This window comes from Actinosynnema pretiosum (assembly GCF_024171695.1).
In the GTDB taxonomy this organism is placed as follows: Bacteria; Actinomycetota; Actinomycetes; order Mycobacteriales; family Pseudonocardiaceae; genus Actinosynnema; species Actinosynnema pretiosum.
Window position 1 is genome coordinate 380,064 of the sequence record NZ_JAMTCF010000003.1, and the last position, 12,318, is coordinate 392,381.

A 12,318-nucleotide genomic window follows, 5' to 3' on the forward strand; every position below is an offset into this window, starting at 1 on the left:
CCCGCGCGGCGGCGCCGGTCATCCCGGTGCTCAGGTGGTGGGCTGAGCCGGGGACGGCGCGGACCCGGTGGCCCGCCCCTCGGGGGCGGGGGCCTGGTTCGCGGGAGGCGTGGGAGAAGGCAGGCCGGGGTGCGCCACGGGCCGCATGGACGGCACGGAACCGGGGTGCGACACCGGCCGCATCGCGGGGATCGAGCCGGGGTGCGACACCGGCTGCATCGACGGCACTGAGCCCGGATGCGCCACGGGCCGCATCGCGGGCACGGAGCCGGGGTGCGACACCGGTCGCATCGCGGGGACCGAGCCGGGGTGCGAGCCGGACCTGGCGGGCGGCATCTCCGGCTGGCCCTGCCGCTGGTGGTCGCGCATCACCTGGACGAGGTGGCGGGCGTACTCCACGTCGTGCACCGAGGTCCTGACCGTGAAGACCCGGCCCCAGTGGTCGCGCACGTAGATGAACGAGGGCTTCCAGTCGACGTGCCAGATCTCGGCGACGTCCTGCCGCGCCAGCTCGTGCTTGTGGCCCGTGCTGCTGTGGAGGACGAACCCCATCGCGGTCAGCTCGACCCTGCTGAACAGCCCGATCGCGCAGAGGGCCACGCCCAGCGCGAAGTTGAGGGCGCCCGCGTAGTAGAGCGACTCGCTCCCGACCCACTCGTCGGTCCAGGGCTGGATGAGCCCCAGCAGGCCGAAGGTCATCGGCAGCGCGCTGATCAGCAGCACCTTGTTCCGCGTCCGCTTGGACCGGTAAACCCCCATGGCCGTAAGTCTGGGGTTAAGTTGATCTGCACCTGCGCTTATGACCGCTTAACCCCTCGGGAAGCCGAAGTTTCACGTCTTCGGGTGGTGTGCCCCGGCTCGGGTTGCGGATCGCGCGGACGCTGCTCCAGGGGGGTAGTTTTTGAGGCCGTTTTCGCTGATATCAGCTCGATCGCGCGCTGACCCCCGCGTCTAAGCCTTCGATCGCAACCTTCATGCGACAACCTGCGTGTGCAGGTTGCAACTTTAAGACTGTCAGCAACGCCTAGACGGAAGGCTTGGGATCGCAACCTGCGCGCCCGGCCGGAGAATGACCAAGATCACTTGCTGCCCCGCTTCGGAATGCCGCACAACGCCTCGCGGAGGCCGGCCCGCGCCACGCCGAGGGGCGCCGAACCGCCGTCCCGGACCGCCGGAAACCGCGCCGAACCGGTCGGGCGCCGGTGGTCGCCTCACTCGATCGTGTAGTTCGTCCCGCCGGGCGCGTCGCGCCCCGCTCCCGATGCCCGGCGACCGGGGCGAACGCGCGTCGTGCCAGGTGGGGAGCGGGTTCGCGGGACCTGCCGGGACCGGCGCGACCCACCGGGGCCGAACACGCGAAAGGCCCAGGCGGTGAACCTCGTGGAGGCTCTGACCTGGGCCTTTCGCTTCTGAGCGGGTGACGGGAATCGAACCCGCCTCTACAGCTTGGGAAGCTGTCGTTCTACCAATGAACTACACCCGCTTGCGGTGCGGCTCCGATCATACACATACCCTGTCAAGCGTGTTGCTCAGTGACCGCGATCTGCGCGGAGAAGTCGAGTCCGGGCGGCTCGTGGTCGAGCCGTTCGACGACTCCCTCGTCCAGCCCTCCAGCATCGACGTGCGGCTCGACCGGTTCTTCCGGGTCTTCAACAACACCCGCTACACCCACATCGACCCGGCGATCCAGCAGGACGACCTCACCTCGCTCGTCGAGACCGAGGGCGACGACCCGTTCGTCCTGCACCCCGGCGAGTTCGTGCTCGGCTCCACCTACGAGCAGGTGACCCTGCCGGACGACCTGGCGGGCAGGCTGGAGGGCAAGTCCTCCCTCGGGCGCCTCGGACTGCTCACGCACTCCACGGCGGGGTTCATCGACCCCGGCTTCACCGGGCACATCACCCTGGAGCTGTCGAACGTCGCGAACCTGCCCATCACGCTGTGGCCGGGCATGAAGATCGGCCAGCTGTGCCTGTTCCGGCTCAGCAGCGCCGCCGAGTTCCCCTACGGCTCGCGCGAGGCGGGCAGCCGGTACCAGGGCCAGCGCGGGCCGACGCCGTCGCGCGCGCACCTGAACTTCCGCCGCACCGACACCCGCCGCTGACGACGCGCGGGGGCGTTGCCGTTTCGTTGCCGAACCCGGCGCGCGACTGCGCAACCCACCCCCTGCAAGCGCGTCCTATCCTGTGGCCCACCGCTGAGAAGAATTCCCGGAAGCCGCACCACGATCATTTTCGTGGTGCGGCTTCCGTCATTTTCAAGGTCATTTCCAGCGTTGTCATTCCGTTACCCAACTCGTCGAAACCGGCGCAACCCGGCCGGGGTGCAGGCGTCTTCTGGATGTCCCAAGCAGCACGGCAAAGAACAAGAACGAAACTTCCCGGGGGAATCAGAAATGCGCGCCACCCGCAAGCACCTCGCCGCCGCTCTCGTCTGCTCCGCGATCGCCCCGCTGTTCCTGACCGGCGTCGCCACCGCCCAGGACGCCATCCCGACCGGCGATGGCTCCGTCTCCGGGCTGGTGTGGCAGGACACCAACAGCAACGGCCTGATCGACGCGGGTGAGCCGGGCATCGCGGGCCACCAGGTCACCCTGCTCTACTACGACCCCGCGGTGCCCGCCCCCGGCGTCCCGGTCGTCACCACCACGGCCGCCGACGGCTCCTACCGCTTCGAGAACCTGCCGCACGCCCTGTACGAGGTGGAGATGGCCAACCGCCTGGAGCACGGGCAGACCTTCACCGCCACCGGCGGCGACTCGCGGTTCAGGTCGTACGGCCGGATGGGGTCCCCCTTCACGATCGACGAGCAGTTCAAGGACATCAACCGCGTCAACGCCGGTTTCACCGGTGGCTCCAACGACTACCGGGCCTCCCGGATCACGCTGAGCCCGAGCAAGGAGACCTACCAGGTCGGTGACGTCGTGGAGATCGTCGGCGGCGTCCACTACGAGGGGCCGCACGCGGACCTGCTCGGCGCCAGGCTGACCCTGCCCAAGGGGCTGACCAAGCTGAACCGCCTCGGCGACATGTACAGCACCCTCGCCGAGGCTGAGCCCGCCACCGTGCTGGAGGGCATGATGTCCGAGGCGTCCCGCACCGGTGAGATCGGCTCCACGGGCGCCCGGTTCCGGATCGACCAGCCGATCGACGCGGGCCGGATCACCCTGGAGGTCCTGCCCGGCCACTTCGGCGTCACCGACCCCGACCCGGCCAACAACACCACGACCGTCTCGCTCACCGCCGTCGCGGCCCCGGTCGCGCCCGCGCCCACCACCGACCCGGCCACCGGTCCGGTCGACCAGCCGGTCGGCGATGTCACCAGCCCGGCCCCGACCAGCGGCTCCAGCGCCGCGACCAGCACCTCCACCTCCACCCCCACCGCGACCCCGGTCGCGCAGGCCACCGGCTCGCTCGCCTCCACCGGCGCGTCCCCGGTGGGCCTGATCGCGCTGGCGGGCGCCCTGCTGACCGCCGGTGTCGCGGCCTTCGGCCTGAGCCGCCGCCGCCGCGCCAAGGCCTGATCGCCACCCCGGTTCGGACTGCCGCACCGTGACCTCGGTCGCGGTGCGGCAGACGTATCCGCGACCCCCTTCCCGCGTTGTCGTTTTGTTACCGGTCGTGCGCGGAGCGGAGCAACCCCGGCGTGCCGGGCGACGTCCTCCAAGGGCAGTGGATCAGCACGGCCGAGCGGTAAAACTGGGGGAAGAAGAAATGCGCAGCACTCGTGAGAAAGTAGCCGCAGTTCTCGTCGCGTCCGTGGTCTCACCGCTTTTCCTGAGCGGTGTCGCCAACGCCCAGGAGGAGATCCCGGAGAAGAGCGAGGGGGCGATCTCCGGGGTCATCTGGAACGACAAGAACAGCGACGGCGTGCTGAACCACTGGGAGAGGGGGATCTCCGGCCAGAGCGTCGTGCTGGGCGGTCTGACCACGACCACCGCCGCCGACGGCAGCTACTCGTTCCGGGGGCTCGCGCTCGGCGCGCACACCCTCTCCCTCCCGAACCGCACCGCGCAGGGCCAGACCTGGAGCCCGGTGGGCGGCGGCTCCGACTTCACGCCCGGCGCCGTCGCCGCGTCCGCCACCGTCACCCTGACCGAGGAGCGCCCCTCGGTGACGGGCCTCGACGGCGGGTTCGCCCCCACGGGCAACGACTACGCCGTCTCGCAGCTCCTCTTCGAGCCCGCCAAGGACTCCTACGAGGTCGGCGAGACCGTGAAGATCATCGGCAGCACCTACTACGAGGGGCCCCTGCCGGACGGCTTCGGCGCCCGCCTCACCGTGCCCGCCGGGCTGACCAAGCTCACCCGCGTCGGCGGGATGCCCGCGAGCGGGAAGGCCGACGGCCCGCACGAGGTCACCGGCATGTTCCAGGACGACCGGTCCCCCGGCCTGATCGAGTTCATCGGTTACGAGTTCCGGGTCGACGCGCCCTTCAGCGCCGCCGAGGTCCGGGTGGAGGCCCTGCCCCTGCGGCACGGCGCCACCGACGTCAACCCGGCCAACAACGCCCAGGCGCTCCCCATCACCGCCACCGGCGAGCCGGTCGTGGCAGGCGGCGCCGCCGCGACCCCGGCGCGCGCGGGCGCCGGGAAGCCCGGTGGCGCGCCCGCCCCCGAGGCCGCCGCGCCCAGCAGCACCCCGTCCGCGAGCGGCGCCAGGAACGTCTACATGCCGGTCGCGCACGAGGAGGAGGAGCAGCAGGCGGCGCTCGCCGACACCGGGGTCTCGCCCGCGGGCCCGCTCGCGCTCGGCGCCGTGCTGCTCGTCGGCGGCGGCGCGGCCTTCGCGGTGAGCCTGACCCGCCGCCGCGCCGGGCGCGCGGACTGACCGCCCGACCCCGGAGGGGCCGTGCCGCGACACCGGTCGTGGCCCGGCCCCTCCGCGCGTCGCGGGCGGGTTCACCGAACGTTGTCGGCTCGTTACCGAAAAACGTCGGGAACGGGCAACCCGAGCGCCAGAGGGAACGTCTTCCCCACGTCACGAAATGCCTGTCCGTGGGGGACCAGGAAATGCGCAGAACCCGCAAGCTCATCGTCGCGGCGCTCGCCCTCGCCGCGATTCTCCCGGTTCTCACCACCGGGTTCGCGAACGCCGACGAGGGGGTCGGCGGTTCCGCGTCCGGGGTCGTCTGGAACGACCTCGACGCGGACGGTCGCAGGGGCGAGGACGAGTACGGGATCTCCGGCCAGCCGGTGTTCCTGCGGGACGCGGCGACCGGCGTCGAGCGGAGCACCAACACCGACGTGGACGGCGCGTACCGCTTCGCCGGCCTCCCGGCGGGCGACTACGAGCTGCGCACGCCCAACCGCGAGGACGACGGCCAGACCTGGACCCGTGGGGGCGGGGACTCGGAGGTCAGCGGCGCGAACGGTCTCGCGAAGATCGAGATCACCGCCGCCGAACCGCACCTGACCTCGGTCGACGCCGGGTTCGCCAGGGGAGCGAACGACTACTACGCGACCACGCTGGTGATCTCCCCGAAGAAGGACCGCTACGAGCCCGGAGAGATCGTGACGGTCGTCGGCGGCGCGTCCTACCGGGGCGACCTGGACGACCGGTTCGGCGCCCGGCTCACCTTCCCCGAGCAGTTGGCGCCGCTGGTGGGCGTCGGCGTGATGCCGCACCTGGCGGATCGCTCGGCGCGCGGGGAGATCGTCGGCGCGTTCACCGACACCCGCGCCCGGCGCGAGGTCCAGCACCTCGGCGCGCGGTTCCGGGTGACCGCCCCGCTGAGCAGGGGGGAGATCACCCTGGAAGTCCTGCCCGGCGATTTCGGCGCTTCCGACAAGCGCGCCGAGAACAACAGCACCAGCATCACCCTCGGCGCGCAGGGCGATTCCGAAGAATCCTGACCCCGGATTCCCGCGCCCTCCCGGCGCGGGTTTCCCCCACCGCGCCCCGCCGAACCGGGGCGCGGTCCCGGAACGCCGGGTGGCGAGCGGAGCGCCACCCGGCGTTCCCGCGTCCGCAGCGGTGCGGGGGAGGACCGGGGTGTGATCCAGATCGCGGAAACGCCCGGAGCCCCTCCCACGACGACGGGGTGTCGTCGCACGACACTTCCTTTCCCACGGGGGACTCCAGGTGAAGAAGCTGGTCGCGGTCACCGCGGTGCTGATGCTCCTCGGCGGTGGCACCGCCCTGGCCCAGGACGGCGAGGTCCTCGAAGGCCTCATCTGGTTCGACCGGAACGGCAACGGCGTCGTCGACGCAGGTGAGCCCGCCCTCGCCTCGGGCAAGGGCATCCGCGTCTTCAACGCCGCCACCAAGGAGCACATCGGCGAGTACGGCACCGACGCGAACGGCCGCTACCGCGCGACCGGCCTGCCCTCCGGCACCCCGCTGGCGATCTACAACGCCAACACCGACCGCTACGCGACCACCACGCCCTCTTCGGTGTTCCGCACCGGCGGCGCGACGCTCGACTTCGGCATCCGGGGCGGCGTCGTCACCGGCTCGGCGTTCGTCGACGCGGACCGGGACGGCGTGCGGGACGCGGGCGAGCGCGAGCTCCAGCCCGTGCACCGGCTCGGCGGCCTCACCGCCACCGGCTCGTACCGCATCGAGGACGTCCCCGAGGGCGACCACGAGCTGGCGCTCGCCGACCTGCGCGCCCAGGGCCTGCTGCCCTCCGCCGTCACCACGAAGCTGTTCGTCGGCAAGGGCGCGCAGGTCCACGTGGACACCCCGTACTTCGCGCCGCGTGCCGACCTCGCGCTCGGGGCGCTCAAGCTCGGCCCCGAGAAGCCGGGCGCCCGCGCCGTCGGCGACGAGGTCGAGCTGTCCGTCCCCGTCACCAACTCCGGCGAGGCGGCGGACGGCGTGCGCTTCACCGTCGACCGGCCGAAGGCGAAGCTGCTGTCCACCGGCGAGGGCGTCGTGGCCGAGGGCGACGGCTTCGCGCTGACCGCGCCGCTGGAGCCGGGCGCCACCACGACCGCGAAGCTCCGCTACGCGCTGACCGACCCGACGATCACCGGCTTCCGGGTCGTCCTCGCGCCGGGGACCACGTTCGGCGACGGCGACCCGAGCGACAACACCGCCGAGCTGGCGCTCTCCGTCACCGCCCCGCCGTCCAGCACCCCGCCGTCCAGCACCACCACGAGCGCGCCCGGCAGCTCGACGACCCCCACGACGACCGCGCCCCCGGTCGGCGGCGCCCCGAAGCAGCTGGCCAGGACCGGCGCCGCCCCGTTCTGGCCGCTGGTGACCGGCCTCACCCTGCTGCTCGCGGGTCTCGTCCTGCACCGCGCCACCCGCACCCGCCGCCGCCGCGCCTGACCCGTTCGGAGGAGCCTCGCGGTTACCCTGCGGCATGGGCATTCTGGCGCAGGTACTGCTGACGGCCGTGGCGGTCTGGGTGTCGACCCTGATCCCCGGCATCGACCTGGAGGGCGGGTCGACCCCGGCGAAGATCGGCACCCTGCTGGGGGTGGCCGTGGTGTTCGGCCTGGTCAACGCGGTGGTCAAGCCGGTGGTGAAGTTCCTCGGCTGCCTGTTCTACCTGCTAACCCTCGGCCTGATCGGCCTGGTGGTGAACGCCCTGATGTTCTGGCTGACCGGCTGGGTCGCGGGCGAGCTGGGCCTGCCGTTCCAGGTGACCGGCTTCTGGCCCGCGTTCTTCGGCGCGATCATCGTGGCGCTGGCGAGCTGGCTGCTGAACCTGGTCTACGAGCGGGCCGTCGAGCAGGACTGACCCGAAGCCCCCGCGAACGCCGGAGGGCCCCGCCGTCCGAACCCGGACGACGGGGCCCTCCGCGCGTTCCCGCCGATCAGTCCTTCGTCGCGGCCTTGTCGCCGTCCGGCAGCGGCGTCCCGGTCGACGACTCGTCGGTCGGCACGTCCGCCCGCTCCAGCTCCTGCCCGCGCCGCACGGCGGTCAGCAGCAGCTGCGCCACGTCCACCACCTCGACGCCGCCGCCCACGACCTTCTCGTTCTGCCGCGCGGTCACCCCGTCGGTCAGCATGACCCGGCAGAACGGGCAGCCCGTCGCGATCTTCGACGGCGCGGTGCCCAGCGCCTCGTCCACCCGGTCCAGGTTGATCCGCTTGCCGATCCGCTCCTCCATCCACATGCGCGCGCCACCGGCGCCGCAGCACATGGCCTTGTCGGAGTTGCGCGGCATCTCGCGCAGCTTCGCGCCCGAGGCCCCGATCAGCTCGCGCGGCGCCTCATAGATCTTGTTGTGCCGCCCGATGTAGCACGGGTCGTGGTACGTGACGTCCTCGGCGATCTCGGCCACCGGCACCAGCCGCCGCTCCCGCACCAGCCGGTTCAGCAGCTGCGTGTGGTGCACGACCTCGTACTGGCCGCCCACCTGCGGGTACTCGTTGGCGAGCGTGTTGAAGCAGTGCGCGCAGGTCACCACGACCTTGCGGCGCCCGGCCTCGCGGCCCTCGAAGACGCTGTTGAGCACCTCGACGTTCTGCTGCGCCAGCATCTGGAACAGGAACTCGTTGCCCGCGCGCCGCGCCGGGTCGCCGGTGCAGCTCTCCTCCGGGCCGAGCACCGTGTACTTCACGCCCGCCGTGTGCAGCAGCTCCGCGACCGCGCGGGTGGTCTTCTTCGCCCGGTCCTCGAACGCGCCCGCGCAGCCCACCCAGAACAGGTACTCCGCGTCACCCAGCTCGCCGTCGAACACCGGGACCTCGAAGTCCAGGTCGTCGGCCCACGCCAAGCGGTCCTTGGCGTTCTGGCCCCACGGGTTGCCCTTGTTCTCCAGGTTCTTGAACATGCCGCCCAGCTCGGACGGGAAGTTCGACTCGATCAGCACCTGGTAGCGGCGCATGTCGACGATGTGGTCGACGTGCTCGATGTCCACCGGGCACTGCTCGACGCACGCGCCGCACGTGGTGCAGGACCACAGCACCTCGGGGTCGATGACGCCCAGCTCGCCCGCCTCGCCCACCAGCGGGCGCTCGGCCTCGGCCATCGCCAGGACGTCGATCGACTCCAGGCGCTTCTTGTAGTCCTCGTACTTGTCCTCGACCAGCCCGACCTCGTCGCCCGCCATGTCGCGGCGGCCACCGGCCAGCAGGTAGGGGGCCTTCGCGTACGCGTGGTCGCGCAGCTCGGTGATCATCAGCTTGGGGGACAGCGGCTTGCCGGTGTTCCACGCGGGGCACTGGGACTGGCAGCGACCGCACTCGGTGCAGGTGCTGAAGTCCAGCCAGCCCTTCCAGGTGAAGTCCTCGACCTTGCCCACGCCGAACACGTCGGTGTCCGGGTCGGCCTCCTCCAGGTCGAGCACCTTGCCGCCGCTCATCATCGGCCGCAGCGCGCCCAGCGCGACCCCGCCGTCGTCCTCGCGCTTGAAGTAGATGTTGAAGAACGCGCTGAACCGGTGCCAGGCCACGCCCATCGTCAGGTTCTTCGCCACGACGGCCAGCCAGATCAGCGCCGTCACCAGCTTCACGAACGCCATGACCGACACCCAGTCGGGGCTCGCGGGCAGCAGCTCGCTCAGCGGCGCGGTCACGAAGGACGACCACAGCGGCGGGTCCTCCAGGCCGGAGGCCTGCTTGAACGCCTTCACGCCCAGGATGCCCAGGCCCTCGACGATCACGACGGCCTCGACGAAGTACGCGGCCTTGAAGTCGGAGCCCGCGAACCGGGAGACCCGGTCGGCGCGGCGCGGGTGGTTCAGCTGCCTGATCACCGCGAGCGCGACGCCGCCCACGACGGTGCCGATGCCCAGCAGCTCGATCAGCAGCGCCCACGCGGACCAGGTGCCGATCACCGGCCAGTGGAAGCCGGGGTAGAAGACCTCGCCGTAGGCCTCGAACAGCACCGCGGAGCCGATCAGGAAGCCCCACATCACCATCCAGTGCCACGGGGCGACCTTGCGCAGCTTGGCCATCCTGGTGTGCGCGACGAACTCCACCACCAGGGTGCGCAGCCTCGGCCAGACCGGGCCGTTGCGGGTGGCGTCGGGCTGGCCGAGCCGGATGATCCGCACCATCCGGACCACGCCCGCCACGAAGATTCCCCAGGCGTACGCGCTGGCGGCGACGCCGATGGCGCCGAGGGTGAGCTGGAGGGCTCCCATGTGGTCGCGGCCTTTCTAGTCCGGTTTCCTCCGTGGGAGCCTACGCTGGATTACTGGTCAGTAACCACTTGGCGAAGGCTCCCCGCGCAGCCGGGACCGCCCGGTCGCGACGCCTAGACTCGCAGGCGTCCCCCGACCCGCTCCCGGAGGCTTCCCGTGGTCTACCTCCTGCTGGCGCTGGCGATCGTCGCAGAGGTCACCGCCACCGTCTCGCTGAAGCTCTCCGCCGGGTTCACCAAGCCGGTCCCCTCGGTCGTCGTGGTGATCGCCTACGCCATCGCGTTCGGCGCGCTCAGCCAGGTCCTCAAGCTGGGGATGCCGCTCGGCGTCGCCTACGCGATCTGGTGCGCGTTCGGCATCGCGGCCGTCGCGGCGGTGGGCGTCGTGCTGTTCGGCGAGCGGATCAACGCCACGATGGTCGTCGGGCTGCTGCTCGTGATCGCGGGCGTGGTCGCGATCGAGCTGGGCAGCTCGTCCGACTCCTGACCGCGCGCCGCCCCCCGCGCGCCGCTCCGGGGAGCCGAAGCGGGCCGTGCCCGCCGGGGTGGGCGAGCCGAAGCCGTGTCCCTTCCGATGCCTCGGGAGAACCCCGAACCGGACACGACCACCGGACAATGTCGGCATGGGGTTCACCGGGCGGGAGTCGTGGCAGGTGTCGCACGGGAGCAACCACACCGTGACGACCGCGCTGTTCGTGCGCGACACGCTCGCGCTGTCCGTGGACACCGTCCCCGAGCTGCCGGGCCTCGACCCCGCCGTGCCCGTCGTGGTGCCGCGCGGCGTCGACCGGGCGGGCGCCGCGCAGGAGTGGCTCGGCTGGTGGGCCGACGTGCTCGACCACGCCAGGGCCGACCGCCACGGCACCTCGCCCGCCGACCCGGACAGCCGCTCGCTGGCCCAGCGGCCCGCGCTGCGCGGCGCGCTGCGCTCGCTGCAGGGCCTGGTCGGCGACTACCACCACCGGCGCTCCCGCAGGGGCAGGCACGCGGCGCTGCCCGTCGGCGAGGTGGTGCGCGGCGTGGAGACCAGGCTGGGACGGCCCGTGCGGCCGTTCCGGCTGGTGATCACGGTGGTCCCGGTTCAGGGGCTGGTGTGGGAGCGCATGACGGGGTCGCACGTGATCGCCTCGGAGTGGTTCCTGGACGACCCGGCGCGCTCGGCGCCCGCGCTGCGCACGATCGTGGAGGCGCTGGCCTGAGCCCCCGGCGGGCACGCCACCCGGTGGGGCTACCCCCACCCGTCAACCGGGGGTTCCCCCGGTGCCCGCGCACCGCCCGTGCGCCTAGCGTTGACCGCATGGGGAGCGAGGGGCGGGCCCGCGGCGCGCGCAGGGCGTTCGCGGCGGTGCTCGCGGTGGTGCTGGTCGCCGGGACCACGTCGTGCGTGCGGCTGGTCTGGAAGGAGGCCACCGACCGGTACGGGCTGGGCAGGCCGGTGACCGAGGTGCGCCTGGCGCAGAGCGACGGCGACGTGGTGTTCCGGCACCGCCCCGGCGCCGAGGCCGTGCTGACCCGCTCGCTGCGCTACTCCCGCCACGAGGCGAAGACCCCCGCCACCAGCCACCGCGTCGAGGGCGAGACGCTCGTCCTGGAGGGCTGCGGCCTGCACTGCACCGCCACCTACGACCTGGTGCTGCCCGAGCGGGCCCGGATCACCGGCGAGAGCGACGGCGGCGACGTGTCCGCCGAGGGGGCGCTGTCGGTGGACCTGGAGGTCGACTCGGGGACCGTCGTCCTCAACGAGGTCGTCGAGGGCGTCTCGCTCAGGGGCAACTCCAGCAACGCCTCCATCACCGGCGCGGGCGGCCCGCTGGACGTGCGGCTCGACTCAGGGGACCTGCGCGCCACCGGCATGACCAAGGGCCCGGTGACCGTCACCACCGGATCGGGTCACGTCGAGCTGGCGCTGGCCGAGCCCGCGTCCGTGCGCGCGAGGACCGACAGCGGGCAGCTCACCGTGCGGGTTCCGGCCGGCGCGTACAAAGTGGTCACGGAGACCGACAGCGGCAAGGTCGACATCACGGGCGTGGTGAACGACCGGGATGCCGCGTACGAGCTCTTCCTGCGCACGGACAGCGGGAACATGGTCCTCGGGCGGGTCTGACCCCCAGGCGCGACCGGACCCGTTCACCGCCGGGTGAACGGGTCCCCTGTGCGCCGGATCACCCTCCCGAACCGGGAACACGGCCGCCCGCCCGCCCGTTGTGACAGTCAGAAAGGTTGAGTCGGGTGGACTCAAGGCCGGTCCGCCTGGCAAACTTGAGCCAGCTT

At 71.9% G+C, this 12,318-nt stretch carries 11 protein-coding genes and 1 tRNA gene; 9 read left to right on the top strand and 3 right to left on the bottom strand.

From position 1 onward, the window contains the following. Positions 1 to 30: 30 nt before the first annotated feature. On the bottom strand, positions 31 to 759 hold the full coding sequence (locus LV78_RS08105; RefSeq protein WP_253844089.1) for a hypothetical protein: 729 nt from the start codon (positions 757 to 759) through the stop codon (positions 31 to 33). Positions 760 to 1,412: 653 nt separating this feature from the next. Further along, positions 1,413 to 1,483 (bottom strand) — tRNA-Gly (locus tag LV78_RS08110). Between the two features lie 39 nt (positions 1,484 to 1,522). On the opposite strand from LV78_RS08110, the gene dcd reads away from it, so the two are divergent. The 6 genes from dcd (at position 1,523) to LV78_RS08140 (ending at position 7,695) form a co-directional block, all read left to right on the top strand. Next, entirely contained in the window at positions 1,523 to 2,104 is a 582-nt protein-coding gene (gene dcd / locus LV78_RS08115; RefSeq protein ID WP_253844090.1) for a dCTP deaminase, read from the top strand. A 291-nt stretch (positions 2,105 to 2,395) separates the two neighbouring features. Beyond that, complete coding sequence (locus LV78_RS08120; RefSeq protein ID WP_253844091.1) at positions 2,396 to 3,523, top strand: SdrD B-like domain-containing protein; 1,128 nt, start codon at positions 2,396 to 2,398, stop codon at positions 3,521 to 3,523. Positions 3,524 to 3,758: 235 nt separating this feature from the next. Next, positions 3,759 to 4,829, top strand: a complete 1,071-nt coding sequence (locus LV78_RS08125; protein ID WP_253844092.1) for an SdrD B-like domain-containing protein — start codon at positions 3,759 to 3,761, stop codon at positions 4,827 to 4,829. A 182-nt stretch (positions 4,830 to 5,011) separates the two neighbouring features. After that, a complete protein-coding gene (locus tag LV78_RS08130) occupies positions 5,012 to 5,854 on the top strand; it encodes an SdrD B-like domain-containing protein (protein WP_253844093.1) in 843 nt (280 codons plus the stop codon). A gap of 229 nt (positions 5,855 to 6,083) precedes the next feature. Beyond that, positions 6,084 to 7,280 (top strand): hypothetical protein, encoded by a 1,197-nt coding sequence (locus LV78_RS08135; RefSeq protein WP_253844094.1) that lies wholly within the window; start codon positions 6,084 to 6,086, stop codon positions 7,278 to 7,280. 34 nt (positions 7,281 to 7,314) lie between these two features. Beyond that, positions 7,315 to 7,695 (top strand): phage holin family protein, encoded by a 381-nt coding sequence (locus tag LV78_RS08140; protein WP_253844095.1) that lies wholly within the window; start codon positions 7,315 to 7,317, stop codon positions 7,693 to 7,695. A 76-nt stretch (positions 7,696 to 7,771) separates the two neighbouring features. Here LV78_RS08140 and LV78_RS08145 read toward each other — a convergent pair whose 3' ends face one another. Next, a complete protein-coding gene (locus tag LV78_RS08145; protein WP_253844096.1) occupies positions 7,772 to 10,048 on the bottom strand; it encodes a (Fe-S)-binding protein in 2,277 nt (758 codons plus the stop codon). Between the two features lie 156 nt (positions 10,049 to 10,204). On the opposite strand from LV78_RS08145, the gene LV78_RS08150 reads away from it, so the two are divergent. The 3 genes from LV78_RS08150 (at position 10,205) to LV78_RS08160 (ending at position 12,151) form a co-directional block, all read left to right on the top strand. Continuing rightward, positions 10,205 to 10,534 (top strand): DMT family transporter, encoded by a 330-nt coding sequence (locus LV78_RS08150; protein ID WP_253844097.1) that lies wholly within the window; start codon positions 10,205 to 10,207, stop codon positions 10,532 to 10,534. Positions 10,535 to 10,670: 136 nt separating this feature from the next. Further along, positions 10,671 to 11,246 (top strand): hypothetical protein, encoded by a 576-nt coding sequence (locus LV78_RS08155; RefSeq protein WP_253844098.1) that lies wholly within the window; start codon positions 10,671 to 10,673, stop codon positions 11,244 to 11,246. Positions 11,247 to 11,344: 98 nt separating this feature from the next. Beyond that, entirely contained in the window at positions 11,345 to 12,151 is an 807-nt protein-coding gene (locus LV78_RS08160) for a DUF4097 family beta strand repeat-containing protein (RefSeq protein ID WP_253844099.1), read from the top strand. Positions 12,152 to 12,318 lie beyond the last annotated feature (167 nt).